Source organism: Thioclava arctica (genome assembly GCF_040892615.1).
Classification (GTDB): domain Bacteria; phylum Pseudomonadota; class Alphaproteobacteria; order Rhodobacterales; family Rhodobacteraceae; genus Thioclava; species Thioclava arctica.
The window spans coordinates 65,329-91,756 of record NZ_JBFRYC010000013.1 but is presented as its reverse complement, the minus strand read 5'-3'; the positions used below and the strand labels follow the sequence as shown (position 1 = coordinate 91,756).

Below are 26,428 nucleotides of genomic sequence, written 5' to 3'. Positions count from 1 at the left end.
AGAGAGTGGTTTGCCGCCCGCAATCAATTCGCTATCATGTTCGACGAGCGCTTCAATGCTTAACCGTATCTGAAACCCGCATGGGCCGAACCAGATACACAGAGTTCATGACACTCCCTTTGTGCAGGAGCCACCGAGCTCGGTCTGTTGATATGCCTCTGGTCCGCGCATCGCCCCATACCGGCCCGCGGTCACATCAGCGCCGCACACCGAGGCCTGATACATGACCGCACCTGATCACACGCTCGCGCCGTTCAAAAATCACTTGCACCAATGGGGGCATCCATACATGCACAAATCTGCTGACGGTCAGGGTTCCCCTTTCCCCGGGCAGAGTCTCATCCCACGGCTTCAGTCACGGTTATGCCGAGCGCTGTGAAGCCGTTCAGGACGGCTGCACGGATTTGGAACTCGGCAACCTGACGGTCGAAGTCCCGCGCGGCTGGGCGTTGGCCCAGCAGTTTGAAGCAGTGCATCTTTGTCTCGACGCGACTCCGGCGGTGATAGGCGCTTCATCGTCGCCGGATCGTCCGTGATGTCGACCTCACTCTCGTGAAGAACGTTTTTGCGTTGTTCAGCGAGATAGGGAACCGGATATATACTGTCTCCGCCCGGGGTCAGGCGGCTGGCCTAGTGATGGTGATCTGGGTCACATCGCAGTGACCGCCTTGGAACGCGCCGGCGGAAGAGGTGAGGTACAGATTCCACATCCGCCGGAAACGGTCGTCGAAGCCCAGCTGCGAAATTTCCTCCCAGTGCTCGTTGAAGCTGCCATGCCAGCGTCGCAGTGTCTGGCTGTAGCTGTCGCCGAACTCGATTGAGCGGCTGACCTGCAACCCGGCGCGGCGCACCTCGTCGCGCAGCATGCCGGGCGACGGCAGCATGCCGCCTGGAAAGATGTGTTTCTGGATAAAATCCACGCCCTTGCGGTAGGTCGCGAAGCGCGCGTCCTGCACCGTGATGATCTGCAAGGTGGCGTTGCGGCCCGGTTTCAGGCGGTCGCGAACAACCTGAAAGTAGGTCGGCCAATATTTCTCCCCTACTGCCTCGAACATCTCGATGCTGGCGATACCGTCGTAAAGCCCCCGGTCGTCGCGGTAATCCTGCATCCTGATCTCGACGCGATCCTGCAACCCCCTAGCCCGGATGCGTTCCACCGCATAGTCATGCTGCGCCTTCGAGAGCGTCAGGCCAGTCACGCGCACCCCGCGCTCGGCCGCCGCATATTCCGCGAAGCCGCCCCAGCCGCAGCCGATTTCGAGCACATGATCGCCGGGCTGCACCCCCATCTGGTCCACCATGCTTTCGTATTTCTGGTGCTGCGCCTTTTCCAACGGTTCCTGCCCGCTGCGAAAGAGGGCCGAGGAATAGGTCATCGTCTCATCCAGCCAGAGCCGGTAAAATTCATTGCCAAGGTCGTAATGCGCCGCAATGTTCTTCCTTGCCTGCCGCAGGGAGTTCCCGCGCAGCCAGTGCCGTAGTTTCTCTAAGGCGCGCACCAGTCCTATGCCGGGAAAGCCGTCGTAGAGCGCGTCATTGCGACCATGGACGAGGTCCATGAAGGCCTGCAAATCCGGCGTGGTCCACCATCCGTCAATGTAGGCTTCCAGAAAACCCAGATCGCCCTCGCGGATCAGACGCGCGAAAATATCAGGGTTGTGCACCTCGACCACAGCCGCCGGACCCGGGTGGCGACCTTCGGCGCGAAAGGCGCGGCCATCGTCCAGCACCACATCGATCCGCCCGTTTCCCAGTGACTGTGCCACGTCGAACACCCGCGCAAAGTAGCGCGGCAAGTCGGTCTGGTTCTTCACGGAGGTCAGCATCATGATCCCAGCCCAAAGTCCTCTTAACTTGCGGTTCCATGCGTGGCGTCAGGGATGTAGTGATGCGCCATCCGCGCCTCGAACGCCGCGTCCACCGGAACGGAAGGGTCATAGGTCGGGCTGTCCATGACAGTTTTCCGATCGATATCCAGATTGACCATATTCTCTGCCCACTGAACGTCCGTGGCAGAGCGCGGCGAAATCAGGACATGTTTGCCGGGCCTCCAGTTCTTTGTATCCACGGTCAGGAAATGGATCGTCCAGTCGGAATCGTCGATCAGAAAACCCTCGACATGACCGATGGAGCCATCGGTGGCATGCAGATTGTAGCCGGTCACGGCATCGATGCTACGCAGATGGAGATCATCGTCCTGATGTCGCCGGGCGTAAAGCTCGTCCTGACGCCGTCTTGAATCGGCGTAGTGCGTCTCTGACATGCCCGCGCTCCAGCCGCCGTAGCCGCCCATGTAGAAGCCGTTTCCCCAATAGGGACTCATGTTGTAGTAGCCGTACATCCGTTCTTCGTGCTGCCGCGACACGGGTTCATGCGTGTCGATGGCCGGGCTGTCCTTGACCGATGCCATCGTCAAGCGGACTGGAAAGCTGCGGGCGGACGTATCCGGGTGACCCAGAACCGAAACCGGCAGCAGCACCTTGCGCCCAGCCAGCCAAGTGCCAGTGTCGACGACGACCCAACGGAGTGTCCAGCTTTCGTCATCGAAAAGGAAATCAGTCACGGTGCCGACGCTGCCGTCGGTCGCGGCGATCTTGAAGCCCTTGAGATTCGAAGCCTCGATTAACATTGGATGTTTTCCTTTTGTCTGACCAAGTTTGGCGCGCCTACGGGCGCCGCCGGTTTTGCGTCGCAGTGTTCGCCGCGCAAGGCGGGTTCGGAACCTGCACACAGCAAACGATTCTTTAGTAGCCTCATGTTGTGGCCTTGCGATCAAGACTGATGACTCTGGAACGTAATCGCCCGCTGCGGTACGCCGCGCATTGATCCATGTCAGTTCGCCCGGAGGTGCGATGGCTTATGTTTGGCGATGTCGGTGGCCTCGGGCCACTACCCTAGCAGATAGGAATGCAATGAACCGGATCGTATATATCGTCGGCTTCGTGGTCATCGTCTTGTTCATCCTGGGCTTTTTGGGCCTACGCTGAGCGCAGAGCCTCAGCGAAGCAACCCCACTGTTTGACTTTGGCATGACACCACGGATCTGATTCCCATCGTGGTTACAGGTGCTTCATCTTTCATCTATCGGCCAAAAAGAGAGATATCTCCCATGAGTACAATTCTGATTATCATTGTCCTGCTGTTGGTGTTCGGCGGCGGCGGCGGTTACTACGGTTACAACCGCTATGGAACGCGTGGTCTCGGTGGCGTCATCGGACTTGTGATCGTTGTCTTCATCGTTCTTTGGGCGTTGGGTGTGCTCGCCTAATGCGCCCAGGGTTGGCTGCGGGACCCGTTTGGTGGATCGGAGAATGCCGGACCCTTGGCATACCAATCAGTTTGCCCAGAATTATTGTTGCTGGTTACCTGATCCGGATCAGTACATGGATTGAACGAGCGACTTCTCGTCCGGGACAGACAGGCGGCATTTGGAATGCTTCCCACCTCAGAGGACCCAAGTTTCCCAGTGCTTCGCTCAACCATCAGCAAAAGTAACGGAGGACGAAAGCGTGAAGGTCATGTGAGGGGGGCGTGCCCGATCAAGATACTTATTCTGAATTGAGGACCGCCCATGAGACAAGGTGGCGATGCCGCAACTCCGGCGAACATATCGGCTGTTGGCTGGAAGCACGTGGCCTTTCGCGTCAAGGACGAAATCGCCAAGGACCGCGTGGGCCTGCTTGCCGCTGGGGTTGCGTTCTATGGTCTGCTGGCCCTTTTTCCGGGCATCACCGCCGTGATCGCCATCAGCGGCCTGTTGATCGAACCAAGCCGGATCGTCGCACAACTCAACAGTTTTTCGGGGCTGATGCCGGAAGAAGTGATTCCCATCATAACCAAGCAGGCCACATCTGTCGCCGGTTCCCGCTAGGGCGGGCTGGGGTTTACCGCCATCCTTGGCCTGCTGATTGCCTTCTACTCGGCGTCCAAGGGCACTGCGAGCCTGATACAGGGGCTCAATGTCGCCTATGACGAAGAAGAAACACGTGGGTTCATCGAGCGACTTTTGGTGACATTCGCACTAACACTGATGCTGATCGCGGGGGTGATCTGCGGGCTCACCGCGACCCTGGCGATACCAACCATTCTGGCTTTCGTCGATATGAGGCCGGCCGTCGCGATGCTAGTCAACGCCGCCCTTTGGCTCGGGTTGATCTCATTGACGATTGTCGGGCTATCCGTTCTCTATCGTTTTGCACCCTCGCGCGACACACCGGAGTGGCAATGGACGTCGGTCGGCGCGGTTGTGGGATGCCTTGTCTGGATCGCGGCCTCGGCCAGCTTTGCGCTCTTCGTCGGCAATTTCAATTACTTCAACCAGAGCTTCGGCGCCCTGGCTGGCGTGGTCGTGCTGCTGATGTGGTTCTGGATTTCTGCCTACAATATTCTCATGGGGGCGGAGTTGAATGCCGAACTCGAGGCGCAGGCCCGTGCCGACACCATGGCAGGGTGCGACAAGGCGGTTGGCACCCGGGACGCCGAAAAAGTGGACAAGCCGGGTACGGCGGCGGACACATGACAGTCCAATTATTTTTCATATCAAGAGCGAGATTTTATGTGCTGGAGCGGTGAAGCGTCGGCTGTACTGGCCGTTGTAGGTATAGGTACAACCGCTTACGCAGCTTACAAGAAAGAACCGGCGCCGTTGTGGATGGCCTTGGGCTATTTCTCGTCAATGGAGCTTTTGCAGGCCTTCACCTACTCGGTGATTGATCAGTGTTCGCTGCCCTCAAATCAAATCGCCACCCTGCTGAGCTATCTGCACATCGTGTTCCAGCCCTTCTTCATCAACATGATTTCCATGTATTTTATCCCAAGCCACGTGCGTGAGAAAATTCAGTGGCCAGTTTATACAGTCTGCTTCATTTCGGCCATCATCATGCTTCTACAGCTTTATCCGTTCGCGTGGGCAGGGTCATGTCCATTGGGAGAGGTCATGTGTGCCGAGCGAATGTGTTCAGTATCCGGCGACTGGCATATCGCTTGGGAAGTGCCGACAAACGGTATGCTGAACTTCATAACGGTCGATTCGTGGGCATCCTTCCTTACCGCATACCCCAGTTATTTCGTCGCTGCCTTTTTGATGCCCCTTCTCTATGGGTCTTGGCGGCTTACGGTGTACCACTTCCTAATCGGCCCACGATTGGCCATGCTTCTGACCAGCAACCCCAATGAAGTGGCCGCCATCTGGTGCCTGCTATCGATAGGCATCCTGCTGCTTGTCGTCAAAACACCGATCAGGCGCTTCATGTTTGTGACATCCTGGTGGTTGTGGCCAAAACAAATCGTCCGAAAGCGAAGCGACGTATGATTGGCTGTTCTGTGCCGGGAAGGGCAAACGCCGAAAAACCGCGCCCCGCAGGCGTTCGGCTCCAGGGGAAAACGCCTCAAAGTTATCAACGCGCGGACTAACCTGCGTCTGTGCGCGCGGACTGGGAAACCAGCAAGGTGCTACATGATCACCGGGACACTTCGCATGTGCAGATGATGAAACTCACCTGACGCGGGCGAGAAAGGTTTCTTCGTGTCCGCCTCCAACCGTGGACAATCACTTCGCCTCCGGCCCGAAAAACTTTGGGCTCGAGGGTTTTCATACGTGGCCAGTATCGGTCATGCACAGGAGTTCCTATGCCAACATCTTTAATTACCAGAGATCGTCTCTCCGCCATGCAGAATTTCGGGACCGACCCGGGGTCGCTGAGCGCGGACATTTATATTCCGGAGAACTTCCAGAAAGACGGCCCGCTTGTTGTCGTGCTCCATGGCAGCACCCAGTCACCCGAGAGCTACGATATCGGTATCCGGTTGGTCCACTTTGGCCGACGAATGCGGAATTGCGCTCCTGTTTCCGGGGCAAAGGCTGACCAACAACCTCATTGGGAGCTTTAACTGGTTCGAGACCGGTGACAGCCAACGTGGGGGTGGCGAGCCGCTGTCTATTCGTCAAATGATCAAACAGGTCGTTGATGATCATTCTGTCGACCCATCGCGTGTCTTCGTCACAGGGATGTCCTCGGGCGGTGCCATGACATCCGTGATGCTTGCGACCTATCCGGAAGTGTTCGCGGGAGGGGCAATCATCGCAGGGCTGCCCTACCGTAGCGCAGACAACATGATGGAGGCGATGGTCCGGATGAATGGCTATGGCAGTCCGTCGGACCGCCAACTCGACGCACTGGTCCGCGGCGCCTCGAAATTCACGGGTCCATGGCCGACGATCTCTGTCTGGCATGGCGACAGCGATACAACCGTCGACAATTCCAACGCCAGCGCGATCGTTCGGCAGTGGCAGAAAATCCACAAGGTCGAAGGACCGGCGACACGCGTCGAGATGGTTGACGGCTACCCTCGGGAAGTCTGGTGCGACGCAGACGGGCGGGTGGTGATTGAGCACTACATCATCGGGGAAATGGGCCACGGCACACCGATTAGTGCCGACGGCAACGAAGGCTTGGGAGAAGAAGGCGAATATATGTTGGAAGTCGGCATTTCCTCGACCCGTCACATAGCCGATTTCTGGGGTTTGACGGGGTCCGGTGCCGCGCGTCGGGCGGAATCGAAAACGGCAGCTTAGGTCGACAGAGAACTGGCGACGACGCGTCGCCTTTCCTTCTGCCCTGAATCGCGCGTCGAGATACTGTCAGGAAAGCGTGCACCATCACGGCACAGCATGACAACACGACGGCACTCTACGCGGCCCTGTTCGGCAATCTGGCCATAGCGGTCACGAAGTTTATTGCGGCCTGGATCACCGGTGGCTCTGCCATGCTGACCGAAGGCGTGCACAGTCTGGTCGATTGTGGCAATGAAGTCTTGCTGCTCTACGGGCTAAAGCGGGCGGCGAAGCCTGCCGACGCGACCCATCCGGTGGGGTACGGGCGCGAACTCTATTTCTGGAGCTTCGTGGTCGCCATGATGATCTTCGCGCTGGGTGCGGGGATTTCGATCTATGAAGGCGTCATCCACATCCTCGATCCCGCGCCGATCAGCCGTCCCGAAATCACGTTCATCGTGTTCGGGCTGGCTTTTGTGTTCGAGTCGATCACGCTCTGGTTCGCCTGGCAGGCGTTTCGCAAGACCAAGGGGCACCATAGCATCTGGCAAGCGGTCCGCCGTAGCAAGGATCCAACGTCTTTCACGGTTTTCCTTGAAGATTCCGCAGCCCTGATGGGGATCGTGATCGCCACAGCGGGGACGGCAATTTCGGTCGTGACGAAAAACCCGGTCTGGGATGGGGCGGCGTCGGTCGCAATCGGTATTCTGCTGGCTTGTGTTGCGGTCGTGCTTGCGCGCGAAAGCAAGCAGTTGCTGGTGGGAGAGACCGCCGACGCGGAGGTTGTCGCAGCACTTCGGGCGACCGTTGGCGCGCATCCCCAAGTCCGACGTATCGTTGATCTGATCACGGTCCAGCTGGGTGCCGAGCAGGTGTTCGCGGCCTTCACGCTGGAATTTCCCGACGAGATGACTGTCCCTGACCTGGAGCGTCTGATCGGCGCGATCGGCGGCACCGTCCGCAAGACGCATCTCGAGGTGACGCGTATCTTCGTGCGCCCGGAACCGAGAGCGCAGGACATCGTAGCCCTGTAAGTCTCGATCGGGTGCATCTTGCGCGTGCAAAAGTTGCAACGATCCGCTCCGATTCAGAGCTTCTTCCCGCTGCTCTCCTTTAAATCCAAAAGAGTTTTGTGGTCAAAGGCATGAACGGTCGGCCCCCCGCTTTCGCGCAACACCTGTTCACGCAACTCGGCAACGGCGACACTCGCGGCCAGCGGAAAAGACTTTTCCAACTTCGCGAGGGTTTCAGCAAGCCGGGTGACGACATCCGCATCGGTCATCCCGTATCGTGCAATCGCCGCGAAGGAGCGGCAGGTTACATGCCCCAGATCAAAGACTTCGGTCAAGACGCGCAACTGGCCACCCTCGTCGAGCCGCATTGGGGAGGGAATGTCCCTGTCTGCCACTCGGCCAAGAACTTGTCCCAGCCGGTCGATGCAGTAGATCGCGGTGGTGGGGTCGTTGATACCGGGCGACAGGGAGCGTTGCGCCAGTTCCACGATGCGGCGGATTGCAAACTCCAGATCCTGATAGGGTGTCCGATCCCGTCCGATGACGACCGCACCGCGCAGATCCTCGTCAATTTCGTCCGAAACCCTTGCCTTCGGATACGCTGTAATCACGCACGCGCCTTGCGTGACGAACACGCCGGGGCGCGCTGCGACCTGCAGAACAAGATCATTCTTGGCGGCGAGCCGCATCAGCACGTCACCGCCGATACTCTGGACATATCCATCTGAATCGGCCGGGATTTGCCTGCTGTCAGCCTCAAAATCGAAAGGAAGAGTCTGCCCGGCCGCTTCGTCTGCCTGCCCATGGCCAAGTCGCTCAGGAAAGACCTGATCGACGGCGGCGCAGCCTTCGATAGTGAGTTTTTCCAGAAGTGTTTCGACCCGGATCGACGTCGCGATGTGATGGATGAAGTAAAGCAAGAGTGCGACACTTGCCGCGGCCATCAGCACGCCAAATGCAACCGCCAGATGGGGAACGAAGCTGGACCCTTCGGTGCCCCGCACCGACCTCAGCACGAACAGGCAATATAGAAAGGTCGCGATAAACGTTCCCAGAACGATCTGGTTACTGCGATCGCGCATGAAGTTGCCCAGTGTGCGCGGACCAAACTGCGAGGAGGCAAGCTGCAACGATAACATCGTGATCGAAAAGATCAGGCTGGCCACAGTGATCATCGAACTCGCGATCACCGACAGCATCGTCCGGGCGCCTTCAGGTCCGAATGTATATAGCGCGCTCGGATTATCTGTCTGGGCCACATCTCGCAGGGCATCGACCTCGATAAGCACAAAAGAAAGAGCGATAGCCGACAAGGCCATAGCTGCGGGCAAAAACCAGAAGCTGGAGTTGAGCCGTCCCCAGAGCGCTGTGACACGGGTTATCGAAAATGAGGCCGCCATGACCATCTCCTTGCTTTAAGTTGATAAATTGGGGCTGTCAGCGCAGCCGGTTTCCGACAGGCTATTTGCTCTGCCACCGGGCCCGGCGGTTTGGACCGCAAATCCCATTTAACAGTGTTCACCGCAGGACCCCCTTGATCACCGCTCGCAGACTGAGCCCCTGAACGATCAGCGTGAACAGAACCACGGCATATGTCGCCGCCAGTAATGCGGATTTTTCTGCAACCTCCGGCAGCGAAAGCGCCAGCGCCACCGAAATTCCACCCCGCAAGCCACCCCAAGTCAGCACCGGAATGGTGCCGCGCGCGAACTTGCGGAGCATCCCAAGCAACAGGACCGGACCGCTGACGGCAACCAGACGGGCGACTAGCACCAGTGGCACCGCCAGCGCCATCAGCCAGCCGAAGGCAGGCTCGAACCGCAGGACCAGAACCTCCAGTCCGATCAGCAGGAACAGGACCGAATTCAGCATTTCGCCGATCAACGTCCAGAAGCCGAAAAGGTATCGCTGGGTCTCATTGCTCAGCGCATCGTGCGGTCCCCTGCTTCCGACCAGCAACCCAGCGACCACAACCGCCAGCGGACCGCTCACAACCAGTCGGGAGGCGATCGCATAGGTGCCCACGACCAGCGCCAGCGATATCAGCACCTCGATCGAATAATCGTCGATGGCGCGCATGCCGCGGTAGGCGACATAGCCCGTCACCGCTCCGAGGGCCGCACCTCCCAGGGCCTCGACCACGAACATCTTGCCCACTTGGAAAGCGCCGAAACCGTCACCTGTGGCCGCGTGGACAAGGACGGCGAACAACACCACGCCCACACCATCGTTGAACAGGGTCTCGCCCGTCATCACGATCTTGAGGTCCTCGGGGACCTTCACTTCTTTCAACGTGGCAAGGACCGCGACCGGGTCGGTCGGGCTGATCAGCGCCCCGAAAACGAGCGCCCACGGCAGTGAGATCGCGACACCCAGCAGGTCTGCTGCCGCCCAGACGCCGCATCCGATGATCGCGGTAGACACCACAACACCCAAGGTCGCCATCGTGCCAATGGTCAGTGCTCGGCTGCGCAGGCTGACCACATCGACATGCAACGCGCCCGCAAACAGGAGAAATGCGAGCATACCCTCAAGAACGGTTTGCTGGAAATCAACCTGGCGCAGGAGGGCTGCCAGACCTTCATAATCAAACAGCCCCGGCGTCGCCGCCTCGGCACCGATGACGACCAGCGAGGCGCCAAGTCCCATGACAAGCAGACCAATGGTGTGCGGCAAGAACGCCAGCCGGAAGTTGACCCAACTGAATGTGGCTGTCAGAACCAGCAGGATTGCGACAAGCTCGAATTGCGACATAGCGTTCACCGCTGCCAGCTGTTGGGCAGGACCACGTTCGCGCGGCGGACGAGGTCGACAGTCACAGGATCAAAGGGACCAACCCCCACATCAGTCGACACCATATTCGAGCATTTTTTCCAGACCTTCGGTCAGGAACTCTCCGACCTCCGGCTGACCAAGTAGATAGCGGCTTACCAGCCCCTCGTGCTGTTGTCGCGCGAGGGCTTTGGTCTGCTCCCAAGCTTCGGGTTCAGCATCGCCACGGCCGATCCAGAACAGCGCAACAAGTGCATCCTGCTGTTCGTCATTCATGCTTTCGATCTCTTGCGTGATCTCGTCACGGCTCAGATCGCCACCGGTTTCCTGCAGAGTCACGGTCACCTCGTCATCCGAAGCATTCCCGCCAAGGTCGGAGATATCCGTCCCTTCCTTCGCCATCACGGCATTGAACCGCAGCACCAGTTCTTCAATCCGGCCATCGTTAAAGGGCAGCGCAGCCATCGGTATCTCCTATTTATTGAGCTTTCAGGGTAACACGCGCGTAAGGCACCGCACTGATATCGATCATGATGCCTGCTCGCATTTTCTCTGGCAGCACTCTCAAAGATGGTTAGCTGGGGCGACGGGGGGCGGACACTGCCAAGCAGGGGGCATGGCAGACGCCGAACCATGCTGATCTGTTTTGGGCCTGCTGATCTGTATCAGCGCATGCGCGGCACACCTGATTTACAGTTCGATGGATGATTGTGGCGTCCAAAATTTTTACTCGGCCAACAGTGGTGGATTTCGTGACGCAGCAAACGCGCGGGCAGGCCAAAAAACCAATGAAACCTGTGATTCCGTTGGTCAGAGTCGTGCTGTCCGGCGCGAGGGCATGTCACAAAACCAGAGATATCCAAAGGATCGAAGACATGAAGAAAAGTGAAAAGCCATCCAAAGCGTCAGCATCCTCGGCAAAGACGGACTCCGTCGACAAGCTGGCCGCCAAGAAACCGCCGCAAGATGTGTCCCCTTCGGCCAACGACCTCGGCCAAGGGGTCGACAGGCCCGGCTTTGATATGGGCGGGTCTTCTGGCGATACACATGCCGGCAGCGGTCTAGGCCTTGGCAACGATGCGTTTGACACTCCTGGCGACAGGCGGCTTCCCGGGCGCAGGCTCGATGGTAAATTGACTATTCCGCGCTGGGGTGGCCCCGAACCACGCGACACGACCGCATCTGACGCGAAGACCGCAGATGCCGAATCCTCATCTACGCCACAGACGAAAAAAGCCCGCTGACGGAGCGACGCTGCGATGCCCAGTGGTGGCGGACGATCCTCCTTTGGGGAGTGCAAGTTCTGTCGAATCGACGAACGGGTTCAACGAACAAGGGGTCGGTCTGGAAGACTCGAAGCTGCATCAGGCTCGGCTCTAGCTGTCGTCTGCAATTATCGACGATCATCGCAACGGGTTCCTATTGCCGGGCCAGCGCGTGACAGAACCGGCCTACAGCGGCCCCGGTACGCGTGAAGCGACCCGGAAAGATCCTCGAAAGGACAATTCATGCTTTATGTTGATATTCCAACCAACCCCGAAATCCGGGCGCTGTTTGAGGCCCGTGCAGATGCCTGTGTGTCGATCTATCTGCCGACGACACCCGAGACCCAGAATGTCGCGCTCAGCCGGATTTCGTTCGGCAATCTGACCCGAACGGCACTCGAGCAACTCGACGCCGCGGACTTCGACAAGCGCCGTCGCGCGGCTCTCGAGGAAAAACTTCTTGCGCTGGACGAGGATGACGATTTCTGGCGGCTTCAGGCCAATAGCCTTGCGGTTCTCGCCACTCCAGACAGCTTGCGGACCTACCGGCTGGCGACAGAGGTCACCAAAACGGTCGAGGTGTCAGATCGCTTTTACCTCAAGCCGCTGATGCGCGCGATGGCCTTTCCCCAACATGCATTCGTGCTGGCCCTGTCCGAAAACGATGTCCGCCTGATCGAGGTCTTCGCCGACCATCCAGCAACGGTGATCAGCTTGCCAGACTTGCCCGACAGCGCCGCCGACGCCACCGGCCGCGCTTCGGTCAACAACCCGGGCACTGGCTCCGGGCATGGCAACGCCCAGGGCCAGAAGTCGCTTTTGCTCAAGTATCTGCGCAAGGTGGATGCCGCCCTGCGCCCGGTCATGGCAGGGCGGGAGACGCCGCTCATCCTCGCCGCGACCGAGCCGCTGGGGCCAATCTTCCGCTCGGTCAACAGCTATACGGGTCTGCTGGCCGAGGGAATCTCCGCAAGCCCCGACAGCATGAGCGAAAGCGCGTTGGCGAGTGGAGCAAGGTCGGTTCTGGATGGGTACTATGCCGCGCAGATCGAAGCTGCGACCGCACTCTTTCACGAACGGATCGGATCGCACCGGGCCATCACCGATCTAGGGGCCGTCGCGCGCGCCGCGACCTTCGGTGCAGTGGACCTGCTTCTGGTCGATATCAACGAGGTGGTGCCCGGCACGGTGGACGAGACTGACGGCACGGTTGTTCTCGCAACGAAACCGGGCGCGGCCAACTATGGCGTGATCGACGAGCTAACAGGAAGGACGATCCTCGCGGGTGGCAAGGTTCTCGCTGTGTGCCGGGCGGACATGCCTGACGGCGCTGCGGTAGCGGCAATCCTGCGTTCTCCCGTCTGAAGCGGCGGGGAGCATTGGGTCAGGACCTTTTTTTCTGCTTGGGTCCCCAGCTCATCAGCACCAGGGCTAATCTCGATCAGCACCGGATCGCGCATCTTGTCGTAGGTAATCTGGGTGTTCGACGCGACCGGTGCGCCGCAAAGGCCCTTTGTCAACGTTGGTATGCAGCAAGACCTGCCGCGTAGGCTTCACGCAAGAGCACCAGATTGCCTAAAGGCATGATGTCCAGGCATCGGGTTGCAGTTTGCATTCGGAAATATGATCGAGGCGGCGCTTTCTCCGCTGGAAATGAATTGACCTTCAAAGGAGACAATCAATGCCCATTCATCGCGTTGATCTAGCCGACGACTCCAGCCTTCTGGACATTTACGCAACCGAGGCGTCGCAAAGCATCCTGCCCAAGTTTCGCATGCCGGAAGGTCGAACCGAACCGCGTGCCGCCTATGCCCTTATCCGAGACGAACTTCTGCTCGACGGGAATGCGCGCCAGAATCTGGCGACCTTTTGCACAACCTGGGTTGAGGATGAGGTCAAGGAGTTGATGGCGGACGCTATCGACAAGAACATGATCGACAAGGATGAATATCCGCAAACCGCCGAAATAGAGAAGCGCTGCGTCCATATCCTTGCCGACCTCTGGCATGCCGAGAAGTCGCGGCAGACAATAGGCTGCTCGACGACCGGATCCAGCGAGGCTGCAATGCTCGGCGGACTGGCCTTCAAGTGGAAGTGGCGCAAGCGCCGGGAGGCGGAGGGCAAGGACGCGAGCAAGCCCAATATCGTGACCGGCCCCGTGCAAATCTGCTGGAAGAAATTCGCGCGTTACTTCGATGTCGAGATCCGCGAGGTACCGCTGGAGGGTGACGCCCTTGGCCTGAAGCCCGAAGACCTGCGCAAATTCTGCGACGAGAACACCATTGGCGTTGTGGCCACGCTGGGGGTCACCTTCACCGGTGTCTATGAGCCGGTCGAGGCTCTGGCGGCGGAACTCGATGCGATGCAGCGCGACCTCGGACTTGATATTCCGATTCACGTCGATGCCGCCTCAGGCGGCTTCATCGCGCCGTTCATTCAGAAAGACATTGTCTGGGATTTCAAGCTGGATCGGGTCCGGTCGATCAATGCTTCCGGCCACAAATACGGCCTAGCGCCATTGGGTGTCGGTTGGGTGATCTGGGCGGCGCAGGAAGATCTGCCAGAAGAGTTGATCTTCTATGTCGACTACCTTGGCGGCAACATGCCGACCTTCGCGCTGAACTTCTCGCGCCCCGGTGGCCAGATCATCGCGCAGTATTACGACTTCCTGCGCCTTGGAATGGATGGATACACGGCTGTTCAGCAGGTCTGCTCGGACACGGCCCAATGGTTGGCTGAAAAGCTGGCAGAAATGGGATGTTTCGAGATGGTCTATGACGGCCACGGCGGTCTTCCTGCCGTTGCCTACAGGTTGAAAGACGAGGGGCAAGGCTTCACCCTTTATGATCTGTCGGACCGGGTGCGGATGCGGGGATGGCAGATTGCGTCCTATCCGCTTCCATCGAATCGCAAGGAGACCGTCGTTCAACGCATCCTGATCCGGCACGGGGTCAGCCAGGACATGGCGCAACTTCTGCTCGACGACATCAAGCGTGCGGTCGAGGACCTCGTCAACAACCCGGTCCCGAACTCCACCGCGAAGCCGGGGTTTCATCATGATTGAGGCAGAGTGTGATCGCAGGACGATCCTGAAACCGGTCGTCTGTGGCTCGGGCCTGGCGCTGCTCTTTTCGGCCGGTGCAGCAGCGGCCCAAAACACCGCCCCCTCGTCAGGCGGTGTTGTCGGGCAGGTGTTCGATACAATTCAGCCGGTAACCGAGGCAGGTGTACACGGCTTTTTCCAGTTGCTGAACAACCAGCCGATTGCCTTCATCCTGCTCTCGCTTGCGCTGGGAACGCTGATCGGAAAATTCAGCTTCAAGACCATCTCTCTGGGCTCTACGGCTGGCACGCTGCTGGTCGGGGTTTTGCTTTCGATGATCGCTGAGGCCGCCTATGGCATCACCTATTCGATCCCGGGCATCTTGTCGTCCTTCATGCTGCTTTTGTTCATGTATGCACTGGGGCTCAAGGTCGGGCCGCAGTTCTTTTCGGGGTTGCGAAAAGGCGGTCTGGCGTTTCTCGTAATCGGTTTTGTTGTCTGGAGCCTGAACTGGGTCATCTGCTATTTCGGGGCAAATCTGATTGGCCTTGCACCGGGCTATGCGACGGGCCTGATCTCGGGCAGCTATACGATCACGGCGATTTTGGGCGTCGGTCAGGATGCACTGGCCAACGGCGCCTATGTCCCGCCCGATGGCACCTCCGTCGAGCAGGTCGGCGCCAACATGGCAGCCGCCTATGCGATCAGCTATGTCCTGTCGACCGTGCTGACCATTCTGCTGATCCGCTATCTTCCGCGCATTTTCGGCTATGATGCCGTCGCCGAGGCAAAACGGGCCGAAGAAGATTTCAGCGGCGGGGCAACCGATCCGGTGCCCGGTGCGCCCGGCGCCTTGACCATGGGCATGACCTCCGTCGGCGTTCGCGCCTTTGTCGTCATCCAGAAAGACTTTATCGGGCGAACCCTCTCACAATTGGCCGACGACTTTCCCGCAGTACCGATCCTGCGCGTCGTGCGGGGCGGCAAGATTCTGGACATGACCGACGACCCCACCTTGCAGGCAAACGACCTCGTCACGGTGCGCGCCGATGTAGAGGACCTGATGGGCAAGGAAATCAAGCTCATCGGCCCCGAATCCGACGATCCGCTGGCGCGCAACGTGCCCATCGAGGTTGCCGATGTTCATGTGGGGGCGCACAAGATCTCGGGCAAAAGTCTTGCGGAACTTGGGGCGCAGTTGTCTGGCGGCGTCACCGTGCAGGCGGTGTTTCGTGCTGGCAACGAGTTGCCGCTCGGACCCAAAACCGACATTCATTTCGGCGATGTTTTGCGCCTGAACGGGCCGAATGTCGCCATTCAACAGGCGGCGAAAAAATTGGGCGGAATTGCTGTTCTGTTCACCATGAAGACCGAGGTTCTCTACCTAGCGCTCGCCATGTTGGTGGGCTATCTGGTGGGGGTCATCACGGTCACGATTTCGGGCATCCCCTTTGCCTTCGGGACGTCAGCCGGGGTGATCATGGCGGGCGTGGGTGTGAGTTATCTGCGAAGCCGTAACCCCAATTTCGGTGGCCCCGTGCACGAAGGTGCGCGCAGCTTTCTACAAGATTTCGGCTTGAATGCCTTTGTCGCCGTTCTGTCCGCCAACGTCGGCCCCAAGGTGATTTCGGCCCTCGGCGGCGACACGATCCTTTGGCTTGCGCTGATCGGTATTGCAGGGGCGCTCATCCCGCCACTCGTCGCCTTCTGGATCGGGATAAAGGTCTTTGGTCTAAACGCGATCATATCGGACGGGGCCGCGACGGGTGGGCGCAACAGCACACCAAGTCTGAATGCGATCATGGAAGAGTCCCACAGTTCCGTCGCAGCCGTGCCCTATCCGGTAAGCTATGCGTTCACGACGGTTCTGGCTCTGATCGGGGGGTATTTCTCGATGATCCTGTCCTGACGACCCAGTCCGTCGCCCTCACCAAACGGGGGCGCGGGTGTTTCATTCCGTAACTTGAGAAAACAGAGGTAATGCAATGACCCACGATAAAACCCCAAAAACCGACACTTCCGACCATGGCCTTGGCGCCAAAGGCACCATATCTCAGGCAGGTCGTTCAGGTGGACGTTTGCCGCGTGACATCGGCACGCAGGATGAACTGAAGCGGGCCAACGAACGCCCTGCCGGCAAAACCCGTGTCAACAAATCCGACGAAAAAGAAGGGCGGTCGGAGTGACTGAGAAGCCGTAAGATGTGGTGAATACGACTTGCAGTATTCTTGCAAATCCGCTGACGTTTTCAAGTCTGAAGAGCTTGACCAAGTCTGGCATGTTGACGATTTGCGCCGCGCTTAGGACATCCCCGAACGCGGGCATGCCACATGCCTTGGAATACTCATGCTACGCCAGTCTCGCGCAATGACGGTAAAATATGGCCATGAAAAAGACCAAACTTTCACGACAAGGCGAAATGAGCCTCGCGGCCCACTCGAAGTCAAGCGGGTTCGAAATCGATGCTTTTCTGAAACAGGCAAAACAGCTTGCGCCGGCTCATGAGGCAGCGCGGGGACGGATGATATTTGCCCTTGATGCAACTATGAGTCGCCAAGCGACGTGGGACATCGCCTGCGCCCTTCAAGGCGAAATGTTCTCGGCTGCTGCGTCGGTTGGAAATCTATCGGTACAGCTTGTCTATTTTCGCGGTCACAGGGAATCCAAGGCTTCTCGCTGGGTCAACAACGCCGAAGGCCTGCGCGGTCTGATGGAAAGAATCGATTGCCGCGGCGGTCTGACGCAGATCGCAAAGGTTCTTTCGCATGCCAAGCAGGAAGCCGAAAAACAACCTTTGGCGGCTTTGGTCTATGTGGGCGATTCAATGGAAGAAAACATGGATGAATTGTGCGGAATCGCCGGAGAACTAGGCCTACGCGGTGTCAAAGCATTTGTCTTTCACGATGGTCGGGACGCACATGCCAAAATTGCATTTCGCGAGATCGCGCGGCTAACCGGCGGTGCCTATTTACCTTTTGACAGGTACTCGGCTAAGGACCTGAAGGCGTTGCTCGCAGCCGTGGCCACATATGCGGCGGGCGGTCGAAAGGCACTGGAAGCGGACGGCAGCGCAACGGCGAAGCGGCTTCTTGCTGATATGCGCTGATGCAGCCGTTACTGACATTCGTCGCAGGTGCTGTTGGTTTTGCAATTTCTCTTTGGATTGTGCGCAGCGTGCTGCGCTCTATTTTTCCTGCGATCACCCATAATTCACTTGGTGTTTTGCTGATCACGGTCGGTATTTGGCTGATTTTCATTCGTTTGGTCGCACTTGCAATTCCTCTGTTAATCCTGGGAACTGTTCTGCTGCTGTCAAGAAATGCGGCAACGGCGAGGAGATCGACGACGCGAACATCCCAAGTGCGCTCCGCGCATCTGGAAATGACCCTCGACCATGAAACTGGGAGTATCGACGGGGAGATCTTAACTGGGATCTTCCAAGGTCAAGCCCTGTCGGAGCTCGCGCTGCAGGAACTGCTCCGATTTCACGCCGAAGTTCAGAATGATGAGGAGACTGTGAAGCTTTTCGAGACCTTCCTTGACAGCGCCCATCCAGATTGGCGCGATCAAATGGAACAGAGTTCGGCTCGCGGCGAGACTGCATCGCCACATTCGAGACAGCAGAGCCGGGATGAAGCGTACCGGTTATTAGGGCTTGAGGCCGGGTCCAGCGAAGCGGATATCCGCGCGGCATATCATAAGCTTATCAAGCGCGTTCATCCTGACCGCGGCGGCTCAGCTGCCTTAACGGCCCAGATTACTGAGGCGAGAAACAGGCTTCTTGGCGACCAGCAGTCACTCGACTGAACGGTCGATCACTCGGCGTCACACCAATAACCGCAGACGGCCGATACCATCAGATGAACGAGCCTGCTGCAACGACCGGAATGTCAGCAAGTTGCCTCTTGAACCTTTGTTCGAGCACCCGAGGGCGCATTTGAGGCATACTGGGAACCTTTTGTTAGCTCGCGAACACCAGGCGGGGAACAATTGGGGCGCCCCTCGCGCCCTCGGTGTCAGCGATAGACGATCCCGCCGTCGGTGATGATCGCCTGCCCTGTTATGTAATCGGAATCCGGTCCAGCGAGGTATGAGACCAGTGCGGCAACGTCGTCCGGGGTCTGTGCCCGCCCTAGTGCTATTCCGCCCACATATTTGTCGTAGGTCTCGCCGATGGGAGCATCGGTCAATTCAGAAAACCGCTTGTCGATCTCGACCCACATGTCTGTCCCGACGATGCCGGGACAGTAGGCATTCACGGTGATGCCGTCACTAGCATATTCCTTGGCTGCGGCCTGTGTCAGCGCGCGCACGGCGAACTTCGTCGCCGAATAGACGCCCAGCATCTCAAATCCATCGTGCCCGGCAATCGAAGACGCATTGAGGATCTTACCATTATGGCCCAGCGACTTGAATTTCGCAGCGGCCGCCTGGATCCCCCAGAGAACACCCTGGATATTGATTTTCAGGATGAGCTCTACGTCCTCCGGGGTGACATCTGCGATCGGATCGACTTGCGCGATACCCGCGTTGTTGACCATGATGTCGAACCCACCGAGCGTCTTTTCGGTATGCTCGACCGCAGCATAGACTTCTGCACGGTTACCGACGTCGGCCTTGAATGTTGTGGCCTTGCGGCCAAGCTCTTCAATCTCGGCAGCGACTTCGGCCATCTTGTCGGTATTGATGTCAACAATTGCGATATCGGCGCCGTCGTTTGCAAGGCGCAAGGCAATGCCACGTCCGATCCCTTGCGCCGCACCGGTCACAAGCGCTACTTTTCCATTGAGTGTCATAGGGGAATTCCTTTTGCTTCTGCGAACTGAGCTAGTGAGCCTTTGTCGCCTGACACCATTCGATCTTAAAAGCGGCTCTCTGGGGCTAACGCGGATCAGCACCCGGTCGCGAAACTTGTCCTAAGCGAAGACCTAGTACGAAAGCCGTTTCCTTGACCAACCCACAGCTCCTGATCTTTGCAATTCTCGCCGCCATGATGGGGCTGTTCCTGTGGGGGCGGTTTCGCCATGACGTAGTCGCATTAGCTGCCCTTCTTGCCTGCGTCATCGTAGGGCTGGTTCCGGCAGGAGTAGCCTTCGCCGGCTTTGGCCATCCGGCGGTGATTACGGTGGCCTGTGTCTTGGTGCTCAGTCAGGGCTTGCGCACCACCGGCGCCGTGGATTGGCTGGCGCGCCGCCTCTTGCCGAGCGATGCCGGGCGGATCACGACCCTGCTAGCGCTGATCGGGCTGGGGGCTGCGCTGTCGGGCTTCATGAACAACGTCGGCGCGATGGCCCTTCTTATGCCAATCGCAGTACAACTGTCAGACCGGTTGGATCTGACGCCCGGACAGATCCTGATGCCGCTTGCCTTCGGCACTATTCTGGGGGGCATGACCACGCTGGTGGGCACGCCGCCGAACCTGATCGTTTCGGGCTTCCGGGAAAAGGCAGGGCTGGGACAATTCGCCATGTTCGATTTTGCCCCCGTGGGTGTCGCGGTTGCAACCTTGGGGGTTCTATTCGTCGCACTCATCGGTTGGCGCCTCGTGCCTGCGCGCAAATCTGCCGCTGGCGCCAGTTTTGACACGGGCACCTATCTGACCGAGGTGCGCGTGCCTGCGAAAGGAAAGGCTGTTGGGCTGACTTTGCGCGGCTTCGAGGCCGAGATCGAGGAAAGTGGCGCACAGATCATCGGTCTGGTCAGAAATGAGGTGCGCATAACCGCGCCGCATGGTGCGCGCCAAATCCACGCGGGTGATGTTTTGGTGCTTCAGGCTGATGTCGACGCACTGGCCGAAGCGCTGTCGGTCTTTGGCATCAAGCTTGAGGCGCAGAAATCGGCCTCGGATAGTAGAGACGAAACGGCAGACGACGCGTCCGAAAAGACATCGAAAACCGCCAAAGCTGAAACCAGCATCCGGAAGGCTGACAAGGTCGAGGATTCAGATGAGAGCGATCAGCGTGACGAAGACATCGTGCTGCGAGAACTCGCCATTCTGCCAGGCGCGACCATCGTCGGGCGTTCCGCGAGCGATCTGCGGTTGCGCACGCGCTATGGGCTCAATCTGCTTGCTGTTTCGCGCGAAGGACGCCAACCTGAGGCGCGGCTTCGCAAGCTGAAGCTGAAATCCGGTGATTTGCTGCTGATGCAGGGCCCAGCCGAGATGATGGCAGAATTCATCAACGATACGGGCTGTGTGCCACTGGGGGAGCGCGAGCTGCGCATCCCCGACAAACGTATGGCGATCATTGCCGGCGCGATCATGCTGGTTGCGATCGGCATTGTAACTCTGGGCTTGCTGCCTGCACCCGTGGGCTTTGCCCTTGGGGTTCTGGCCTCGATGCTCTTGCGCACGGTCCCGCTGCGGAAAATCTATACGACGATTGATTGGCCGATAATCGTGCTGTTGGCAGCGTTGATCCCGGTTGCGGGCGCGATGCAGACGACTGGGGCCGCCGATCTGCTGGCGCGGTTTCTTGTCGAGACCATCGCGCAAGGCAGCCCCATTGCCGCCCTGGCAGTGGTCTTGATCACCACCATGTTCCTGTCGGACGTGATGAACAACGCCGCCACCGCAGCCATCCTGTGCCCCATCGCTCTTGGCATTGCCGCGACACTTGACGTTAATCCGGACAGTTTCCTGATGGCCGTCGCGATTGGCGCGTCCTGCGCCTTTCTCACGCCAATCGGACATCAGAACAACACCTTGATCCTTGGCCCTGGTGGCTTCCGGTTCGGTGATTACTGGCGGTTGGGAGTTCTGGTCGAAGTCTTGGTGGTCGTCGTGAGTCTGCCGCTGCTGTTGATCGTTTGGCCCTTGTGAATACGAATGGACAGGCCTTACACGGGAGGGGATGGGTCTACCAGCTAAGCTTCTTTTGTGGATACCGCTTGGTTTGCAAGTATTTTCTGATCGTCTGAACATGTCATCGAGTGCATGCTTTTGTCAGACCTGTTCGTGTGGCTGACATGGCGCCGCGGACCGGGATGGTGATGCTCGGACCGGGTCCAAATCTCCAACAGCGAGCTCAGGGCTCGGAGAAGGTTTCTGGCATGCCCGACCCGGATCATGTCGATGATGAGCCCATTCGGATCATGCCTTCGGCGTGCTGGGCACAGTTCTGATCATCGTGGTTGTCCTGATGCTGCTCGGCCAATTCTGAACGGGACCCAAATGCGCTAAGGCGTTATTGCAGAAGCGGCCCTCTCTGATCCATGTAAGACGGTTCGAACTGCGCGAAATTGGCAAGTTGGTCATAGTCATCGAACACGACGGACCCGTCCCGAAACGTAACCATTCCCGCTTCGCGCAACTGCCTCAGCACCCGGTTGACGTGGACGGCGCTCAGCCCGAGCGCGTCAGCCAAAAGGTATTGCGTCAGCGGACAGGCATAGCCGTCCTTGCTCCCCAGTCCGACCAAGGCAAGCCGGGCGCCGAGTTCCAGCAGGAAGTGCGCCATGCGTTCCGCCGCATCGCGGCGTCCAATGCTCACAAGATGCTCGACTACCATCGCCTCGTCGCGCGACGCCGCCCAAAGGACCGCCGTGGCCAGCCGCGGTGTTTGCGAAAACGCACCTAGAAGGTCGTCGACATGAATTTCCGTTACCTCGATGTCGGTCACGGGCTCGATGCTGTGATCCGATACGTTCAAAAGGACACTGCGCAGCCCCAGAAAATCACCGGGGATCTGGAAATCCACGATCTGCCGTTGCCCGTCTTCCAGCAGTTTGTAGGAACTGGCCCAGCCAGAGGCGAGGATATAGGCGGCCTGATCCGATTGCCCTTGAAGGACAAGATCGCGCCCCGCAACGAAGGTGCGGCGGCGCTTGTGCAAGGACGTAAGAACGGAGAGTTCAGAGTCCGAAAGAGCAACGAATGCGCCAAGCTTGCGAACAAGTGGAGAATTCTCGATCATTTGCCTCTTTTCGGTACTCGGCGAAGTTCTAGCCGAAGAAATGACACCAATGGCTGATGTCGATCAGCACAGCATAACAGATTCTTTGCGAGTCTGCTCCGCAAGTATCAGGCGCATCACCCGCGTCGCACTTGTCTGAAAGGGCAACACCCTATGACGAACGATCACACGCATTCAGGAATGGCCGCACTTACGATCTGCGAGGCCCTGCTTCTTGCGCTGAATGATGCGCAGATTTTGCCCGAGAAAGAAATCATGGGGGTTCTCACGGATGCCGCTGCCACCCATGAGAACGCTGGTGGGTCCAAGACCGATGTCGAAAAACACCGGGCGGCGGCAGCACTGATCCGTCGGATCGTCGCCGGAGGCAACTCGGTCCGCAGACCGTGACTTTTCACTTGCCGCGCTCGGGCTGGCACGGAGACTGCCCCGCCATGAACCGCCCGAACTGAAGCCGCGACAGCTTCTTGCGGAACACGACGGCCCCGTCCGCTGACGATCCTTGCAACTGGAACATGCTCTTTGCCAGATCGACATCGATGATGCTAACTTCTCCCATGGATGCCATCTCCTTCAGCTTGTGTTTCAATCCTGCAAGCTTGGCATATTGCGATGCCGTCTGGGGGGAGCAGCCTCCACCTCACATACACCACATAAAATATTGATTTATATAATTATAAACCCTTCAGGGGGAACTAAATTTGTCCACACCTATCCATGACTAACTTCGATGCCACGCTCGTATAGAAGCGCGCGGAAATCCATCAGTGCTTGCGGCGGCGATCTATCGGGCCGCTCAAAGAAGCTGGATATCCGTCAGCAGTCGTGAACGGCGAACCAGACCAGACCCGACCGTTGCAATCAGGCGGGGTCCATACACCTCCACATATGACAATGCCGTCCGGGGTGTTTTCCAATGCATGGGGACCTTAGCTTCGCGTTGCATCCCTCTTCTCGGCGGGGAGCAGGTTTTCACCGGCGTCGGTCAGGTCGGCGGCGTCGGCCTGACGCTCCAGTTCCTCCCTTTCGGAAAGGAGATCACCCTCACCGGGTGTTGCCACCGCGCCGTCCCCGCTTCCGGGGGCGGGATGTTGCGGCTTAACCTCTGCGTCGCCGTCTCCGGTCGAGACTTGTCGGACGGGCACACCGTCCGGGAAGATGATCTCGCGAGCCTCGTCGGGCATCGAGATGCCAGCGTTCTGAAGCGCCCGCTTAACCTGGCGCATAAGTGCCGATCGGACCTTGAATATCGAATACGATCTTCCGTCGAACCAGAACTGCACACGAATGCTGACCGTCGAAGAACCGAGATCATCGACCAAAGCGCCCGGCTCGGGGTCGTCGAGCACGGCAGGGTGCGCGCGGAGCGCATGCATAATGACATTCTGTGCCTCCAAGACAGAATCCTCGTATCCAATGCCGACTGTGAACTCCGACCGGCGGTTTGGATTGGTGGAGAAGTTCTTTATGATACTCTTGAAAACGAGCGCGTTCGGAATCTGCACATGGTTTCCGTCCAGCGTAAGCAGGACGGTGGTGCGCATATTGAGGTTCTGCACGATGCCCTGATGCTCGCCGACCTGTATCCAGTCGCCTGCCCGAAAAGGGTTTCGGATGCTGAGAAGGATGCTGGCGAGTGAGTTTTCAGCAATCTCTCGAAAGGCGAGGCCCAATACGATACCGATGAGCCCAGTGCCGCCCAAGACCGTTAAAGCGAGCCGCGTGAGGCCTGCAACCTGAAGCACAAGGTAAATGCCGATCAAGATCACGGGTATCGACAGTGAACGCGCCACGAGTTGAAGGAGCAGCGGTGACTCAATACGTCGGCGTAGCGAATGACGCGCGAGAGCAGCCACGCCGCGCGACAAGATCCACGCGAACAAAAGTATAATCAATGAAACGACTGAAAGCGGTGCAAACCATTGAACTCGATTGGCTAGCCTCTCGATCTCGCGCCAAGTTGGAGTCAGGTCCCAGCTGATCTGTGGCTTTACTTCAATACGGTTGACGACCGCGACAACACCCTCAGTTCTAAGGGCCAACTGGCGTGCCCAATCCTTCCGCTCTTCGGTTTCGGTCTGACCGTCTAGAAAGACGATGCCCTCGCGCACCGAGACGGTCACGGGACTAAACCATTCGCTGGCGATCAGAATGCGACTTAGACGATCTGCGATCTCAGAGTCGCGCACATCGGGCGCGACAGAGACCTCTCTTTGCGGATCACTGGCGCCTGAATCCAGACTGTTCGGCGAGGTCTGCGTCTGGCCAGGCCCGCCTGCAAACACGAGTGCAAGCGCAGACAGGATTGCTAGATGACTGATAACTATCAGAAAAGAACCGCAGCGAAGCAGAAAACGTGTCTTCATCGGTTCGCTCAGGCGTTGGTGGATGATCATAGCTTTAACACTAGCATTCATCACACGTCCAGCATACAGGCGCGAGCTATGGCCGAATTCAGGGTAAGCGTTCAGTCAGACCGCCCGGCCGACGGTGTGCCTAGGAGATTGTGTCCATCGGTGGATACAGCATCCATTCTCGCAGAAGCCAATAATGCCGGCACGACAGGGTCGGCGTCAGTCCAGGGCATCATGACCCATCGGATTGTAGTCCGACAGGTCCGAGCCACCGACGGCCGCCACACCCTTCGCAAGGTCGCGCAGTGCACGGCGTAGACCCTCCTCCAGCACCGGATGGTAGAACGGCATGGCCAGCAGGTCCGCCAAGTGTCCGGCGGCTGGCACACACATCTCGGCGGCCAGGAGCCGCCCGGTCTCGCGCTCGGCGTGAACGCGTAGCAAGCCTGCGGCGGTCTGGGCCATGCGGGCGCGCCTGATCCGAGAAATCCGCCTCTCCCGTGGCGGTGGTGCCTTCATCCAGATCCGACAGAGGTGGCCCAACCCGCGCCACCTGCGGCGATGAAAACACGATCGACAGGGCCGTACGTCGGCACAATCCATGATCCGAAGAATCCGGTGCAGCCATGCGCCCGGCGATATGCCCCTCGTCGGCGGCCTCGTGCAGCAGCGGGCGATAGCCGTTCGCATCGCCGGCAAGAAACACCTGAATATCGCCGATACGCAGCGTGGCGGGATCGATCCGGGGCATCCCCTTGTCGTCAAGCGCAACGCCCAACGTGTCCAGCCCCAGCCCGTCGATGTTGGGGCGACGCCCTATTGTGACCAGCACGGCATCAGCCTCGAAGACGACGCCCGCGCCGCTCACGCGGATCGTGCCGCCCGCGTCCTCGAGTTCAGCGGACGCGCCCGTATGCAAGCCTATCTCGGCCTCGATCAAGGGACGGAAAGCTTCCAGAACCTGACGGTCGTCAATGCCAGCCAGCGTTTCGGCCGCGTCGAACCCGGCCACATCCAGCCCCAGCCGGGCCAGGGCCTGGGCCATCTCGACCCCGATGGCGCCCATGCCGACCACCGCGATGCGGCGGGGCAGATCGTCCTGCTCAAACAGGCTGTCCGTGGTCAGGATCCGGTCTCCGAAGTTCCGCCAGGGTCCGGGCACCACCGGGCGGCTGCCCGGCGCAAGGATGATCGCGCGCACCTCGATCTCGTCGCCATTCACCTCCAACCAGCCGGGCCCCAGAAGCCGCGCGCGGCCCGACACGGCGCGGTCGCCCAGCTTGTCTGGCACGCTCTCCGGCCCCTTGACGAACCCGTCACGCATCCTGCGCACTCGGGCGAGCACGGCCGGGATGTCGACGCGCAACCCCTCGGCGCCCTGAATAGCGAATTCCCCGAAGGTCAGGCGCCGGTGAAACGCGTTCGCCGCCTCGATCAGCGCCTTCGACGGCATGCAGCCCACGGCGGCGCAGGGTGGTGCACCAATTGCCGTCGTTGACCACAAGAAAATCG

General features: G+C 58.8%; 23 protein-coding genes and 2 pseudogenes. 14 read left to right on the top strand and 11 right to left on the bottom strand.

The genetic code is table 11. The features are described 5' to 3' along the window. Nucleotides 1-338: 338 nt before the first annotated feature. From AB4874_RS16775 to AB4874_RS16765, 3 genes and pseudogenes are all read right to left on the bottom strand, one after another. Nucleotides 339-512: pseudogene (locus AB4874_RS16775) on the bottom strand (IS5/IS1182 family transposase); the annotation flags it as partial. A gap of 105 nt (nucleotides 513-617) precedes the next feature. Continuing rightward, nucleotides 618-1,829, bottom strand: coding sequence for a class I SAM-dependent methyltransferase (locus AB4874_RS16770; RefSeq protein WP_368392840.1), 1,212 nt, complete (start codon nucleotides 1,827-1,829; stop codon nucleotides 618-620). Nucleotides 1,830-1,849: 20 nt separating this feature from the next. Further along, the gene (locus tag AB4874_RS16765) at nucleotides 1,850-2,629 is read right to left on the bottom strand and encodes a PRC-barrel domain-containing protein (protein WP_368392839.1); all 780 of its coding nucleotides are present in this window, start codon (nucleotides 2,627-2,629) and stop codon (nucleotides 1,850-1,852) included. Nucleotides 2,630-3,109: 480 nt separating this feature from the next. On the opposite strand from AB4874_RS16765, the gene AB4874_RS16760 reads away from it, so the two are divergent. From AB4874_RS16760 to AB4874_RS16740, 5 genes and pseudogenes are all read left to right on the top strand, one after another. Next, nucleotides 3,110-3,268 (top strand): DUF3309 family protein, encoded by a 159-nt coding sequence (locus tag AB4874_RS16760; protein WP_368392838.1) that lies wholly within the window; start codon nucleotides 3,110-3,112, stop codon nucleotides 3,266-3,268. A gap of 303 nt (nucleotides 3,269-3,571) precedes the next feature. Beyond that, nucleotides 3,572-4,519 (top strand): annotated as a pseudogene (locus AB4874_RS16755) (YihY/virulence factor BrkB family protein). Nucleotides 4,520-4,555: 36 nt separating this feature from the next. Next, on the top strand, nucleotides 4,556-5,311 hold the full coding sequence (locus tag AB4874_RS16750) for a DUF5765 domain-containing protein (protein WP_368392837.1): 756 nt from the start codon (nucleotides 4,556-4,558) through the stop codon (nucleotides 5,309-5,311). 504 nt (nucleotides 5,312-5,815) lie between these two features. Continuing rightward, nucleotides 5,816-6,574, top strand: coding sequence for an extracellular catalytic domain type 1 short-chain-length polyhydroxyalkanoate depolymerase (locus tag AB4874_RS16745; RefSeq protein ID WP_368392836.1), 759 nt, complete (start codon nucleotides 5,816-5,818; stop codon nucleotides 6,572-6,574). A 47-nt stretch (nucleotides 6,575-6,621) separates the two neighbouring features. Continuing rightward, on the top strand, nucleotides 6,622-7,587 hold the full coding sequence (locus tag AB4874_RS16740; protein ID WP_368392841.1) for a cation diffusion facilitator family transporter: 966 nt from the start codon (nucleotides 6,622-6,624) through the stop codon (nucleotides 7,585-7,587). A 53-nt stretch (nucleotides 7,588-7,640) separates the two neighbouring features. Here AB4874_RS16740 and AB4874_RS16735 read toward each other — a convergent pair whose 3' ends face one another. From AB4874_RS16735 to AB4874_RS16725, 3 genes are all read right to left on the bottom strand, one after another. Further along, the gene (locus tag AB4874_RS16735) at nucleotides 7,641-8,966 is read right to left on the bottom strand and encodes a DUF2254 domain-containing protein (RefSeq protein WP_368392835.1); all 1,326 of its coding nucleotides are present in this window, start codon (nucleotides 8,964-8,966) and stop codon (nucleotides 7,641-7,643) included. Nucleotides 8,967-9,084: 118 nt separating this feature from the next. Continuing rightward, a complete protein-coding gene (locus AB4874_RS16730; RefSeq protein ID WP_368392834.1) occupies nucleotides 9,085-10,320 on the bottom strand; it encodes a cation:proton antiporter in 1,236 nt (411 codons plus the stop codon). Nucleotides 10,321-10,410: 90 nt separating this feature from the next. Next, a complete protein-coding gene (locus tag AB4874_RS16725) occupies nucleotides 10,411-10,803 on the bottom strand; it encodes a DUF3775 domain-containing protein (RefSeq protein WP_368392833.1) in 393 nt (130 codons plus the stop codon). Between the two features lie 278 nt (nucleotides 10,804-11,081). Between AB4874_RS16725 and AB4874_RS16720 the strand changes: the two genes are divergently transcribed. The 7 genes from AB4874_RS16720 to AB4874_RS16690 all read left to right on the top strand — a co-directional run bounded on the left by AB4874_RS16720 (nucleotide 11,082) and on the right by AB4874_RS16690 (nucleotide 18,453). Beyond that, nucleotides 11,082-11,582 carry a hypothetical protein gene (locus AB4874_RS16720; RefSeq protein ID WP_368392832.1) on the top strand — a complete coding sequence of 167 codons (501 nt, stop codon included), beginning with the start codon at nucleotides 11,082-11,084 and terminating at the stop codon, nucleotides 11,580-11,582. A gap of 264 nt (nucleotides 11,583-11,846) precedes the next feature. After that, entirely contained in the window at nucleotides 11,847-12,968 is a 1,122-nt protein-coding gene (locus AB4874_RS16715; protein ID WP_368392831.1) for a baeRF11 domain-containing protein, read from the top strand. Between the two features lie 316 nt (nucleotides 12,969-13,284). Continuing rightward, a complete protein-coding gene (gene gad / locus AB4874_RS16710) occupies nucleotides 13,285-14,667 on the top strand; it encodes a glutamate decarboxylase (protein WP_368392830.1) in 1,383 nt (460 codons plus the stop codon). Continuing rightward, nucleotides 14,660-16,555 (top strand): aspartate:alanine exchanger family transporter, encoded by a 1,896-nt coding sequence (locus AB4874_RS16705; protein WP_368392829.1) that lies wholly within the window; start codon nucleotides 14,660-14,662, stop codon nucleotides 16,553-16,555. Before gad ends, AB4874_RS16705 begins: the two co-directional genes overlap by 8 nt. Before the next feature lie 76 nt (nucleotides 16,556-16,631). Further along, on the top strand, nucleotides 16,632-16,832 hold the full coding sequence (locus AB4874_RS16700; RefSeq protein ID WP_368392828.1) for a hypothetical protein: 201 nt from the start codon (nucleotides 16,632-16,634) through the stop codon (nucleotides 16,830-16,832). A 200-nt stretch (nucleotides 16,833-17,032) separates the two neighbouring features. Further along, nucleotides 17,033-17,752, top strand: coding sequence for a vWA domain-containing protein (locus tag AB4874_RS16695; protein WP_368392827.1), 720 nt, complete (start codon nucleotides 17,033-17,035; stop codon nucleotides 17,750-17,752). Then, nucleotides 17,752-18,453: a J domain-containing protein gene (locus tag AB4874_RS16690; RefSeq protein WP_368392826.1), complete on the top strand. Its 702-nt coding sequence runs from the start codon at nucleotides 17,752-17,754 to the stop codon at nucleotides 18,451-18,453. Before AB4874_RS16695 ends, AB4874_RS16690 begins: the two co-directional genes overlap by 1 nt. A 209-nt stretch (nucleotides 18,454-18,662) precedes the next feature. Here AB4874_RS16690 and AB4874_RS16685 read toward each other — a convergent pair whose 3' ends face one another. Continuing rightward, the gene (locus tag AB4874_RS16685; RefSeq protein ID WP_368392825.1) at nucleotides 18,663-19,442 is read right to left on the bottom strand and encodes an acetoin reductase; all 780 of its coding nucleotides are present in this window, start codon (nucleotides 19,440-19,442) and stop codon (nucleotides 18,663-18,665) included. Between the two features lie 152 nt (nucleotides 19,443-19,594). On the opposite strand from AB4874_RS16685, the gene AB4874_RS16680 reads away from it, so the two are divergent. After that, a complete protein-coding gene (locus AB4874_RS16680) occupies nucleotides 19,595-21,469 on the top strand; it encodes an SLC13 family permease (RefSeq protein ID WP_368392824.1) in 1,875 nt (624 codons plus the stop codon). A gap of 364 nt (nucleotides 21,470-21,833) precedes the next feature. Here AB4874_RS16680 and AB4874_RS16675 read toward each other — a convergent pair whose 3' ends face one another. Beyond that, complete coding sequence (locus AB4874_RS16675; RefSeq protein WP_368392823.1) at nucleotides 21,834-22,562, bottom strand: Crp/Fnr family transcriptional regulator; 729 nt, start codon at nucleotides 22,560-22,562, stop codon at nucleotides 21,834-21,836. Nucleotides 22,563-22,715: 153 nt separating this feature from the next. Here AB4874_RS16675 and AB4874_RS16670 point away from each other — a divergent pair, with 153 nt between their 5' ends. Then, entirely contained in the window at nucleotides 22,716-22,952 is a 237-nt protein-coding gene (locus AB4874_RS16670; RefSeq protein ID WP_368392822.1) for a hypothetical protein, read from the top strand. Between the two features lie 4 nt (nucleotides 22,953-22,956). Here the strand turns inward: AB4874_RS16670 and AB4874_RS16665 are convergent, their stop codons facing one another. The 3 genes from AB4874_RS16665 to AB4874_RS16655 all read right to left on the bottom strand — a co-directional run bounded on the left by AB4874_RS16665 (nucleotide 22,957) and on the right by AB4874_RS16655 (nucleotide 26,420). Further along, entirely contained in the window at nucleotides 22,957-23,121 is a 165-nt protein-coding gene (locus tag AB4874_RS16665) for a hypothetical protein (protein ID WP_438273496.1), read from the bottom strand. Between the two features lie 370 nt (nucleotides 23,122-23,491). After that, complete coding sequence (locus AB4874_RS16660) at nucleotides 23,492-24,979, bottom strand: mechanosensitive ion channel domain-containing protein (RefSeq protein ID WP_368392821.1); 1,488 nt, start codon at nucleotides 24,977-24,979, stop codon at nucleotides 23,492-23,494. 169 nt (nucleotides 24,980-25,148) lie between these two features. Then, complete coding sequence (locus AB4874_RS16655) at nucleotides 25,149-26,420, bottom strand: FAD-dependent oxidoreductase (RefSeq protein WP_368392820.1); 1,272 nt, start codon at nucleotides 26,418-26,420, stop codon at nucleotides 25,149-25,151. Nucleotides 26,421-26,428: the final 8 nt, after the last annotated feature.

Excerpts from the sequence above, each read along its gene's own strand:
- AB4874_RS16770 (WP_368392840.1), bottom strand. The coding sequence starts at position 1,829 with ATGATGCTGACCTCCGTGAAGAACCAGACCGACTTGCCGCGCTACTTT.
- AB4874_RS16765 (WP_368392839.1), bottom strand. The coding sequence starts at position 2,629 with ATGTTAATCGAGGCTTCGAATCTCAAGGGCTTCAAGATCGCCGCGACC.
- AB4874_RS16760 (WP_368392838.1), top strand. The coding sequence starts at position 3,110 with ATGAGTACAATTCTGATTATCATTGTCCTGCTGTTGGTGTTCGGCGGC.
- AB4874_RS16750 (WP_368392837.1), top strand. The coding sequence starts at position 4,556 with ATGTGCTGGAGCGGTGAAGCGTCGGCTGTACTGGCCGTTGTAGGTATA.
- AB4874_RS16735 (WP_368392835.1), bottom strand. The coding sequence starts at position 8,966 with ATGGCGGCCTCATTTTCGATAACCCGTGTCACAGCGCTCTGGGGACGG.
- AB4874_RS16730 (WP_368392834.1), bottom strand. The coding sequence starts at position 10,320 with ATGTCGCAATTCGAGCTTGTCGCAATCCTGCTGGTTCTGACAGCCACA.
- AB4874_RS16725 (WP_368392833.1), bottom strand. The coding sequence starts at position 10,803 with ATGGCTGCGCTGCCCTTTAACGATGGCCGGATTGAAGAACTGGTGCTG.
- AB4874_RS16715 (WP_368392831.1), top strand. The coding sequence starts at position 11,847 with ATGCTTTATGTTGATATTCCAACCAACCCCGAAATCCGGGCGCTGTTT.
- gad (WP_368392830.1), top strand. The coding sequence starts at position 13,285 with ATGCCCATTCATCGCGTTGATCTAGCCGACGACTCCAGCCTTCTGGAC.
- AB4874_RS16705 (WP_368392829.1), top strand. The coding sequence starts at position 14,660 with ATGATTGAGGCAGAGTGTGATCGCAGGACGATCCTGAAACCGGTCGTC.
- AB4874_RS16700 (WP_368392828.1), top strand. The coding sequence starts at position 16,632 with ATGACCCACGATAAAACCCCAAAAACCGACACTTCCGACCATGGCCTT.
- AB4874_RS16695 (WP_368392827.1), top strand. The coding sequence starts at position 17,033 with ATGAAAAAGACCAAACTTTCACGACAAGGCGAAATGAGCCTCGCGGCC.
- AB4874_RS16690 (WP_368392826.1), top strand. The coding sequence starts at position 17,752 with ATGCAGCCGTTACTGACATTCGTCGCAGGTGCTGTTGGTTTTGCAATT.
- AB4874_RS16685 (WP_368392825.1), bottom strand. The coding sequence starts at position 19,442 with ATGACACTCAATGGAAAAGTAGCGCTTGTGACCGGTGCGGCGCAAGGG.
- AB4874_RS16675 (WP_368392823.1), bottom strand. The coding sequence starts at position 22,562 with ATGATCGAGAATTCTCCACTTGTTCGCAAGCTTGGCGCATTCGTTGCT.
- AB4874_RS16670 (WP_368392822.1), top strand. The coding sequence starts at position 22,716 with ATGACGAACGATCACACGCATTCAGGAATGGCCGCACTTACGATCTGC.
- AB4874_RS16665 (WP_438273496.1), bottom strand. The coding sequence starts at position 23,121 with ATGGGAGAAGTTAGCATCATCGATGTCGATCTGGCAAAGAGCATGTTC.
- AB4874_RS16660 (WP_368392821.1), bottom strand. The coding sequence starts at position 24,979 with ATGAATGCTAGTGTTAAAGCTATGATCATCCACCAACGCCTGAGCGAA.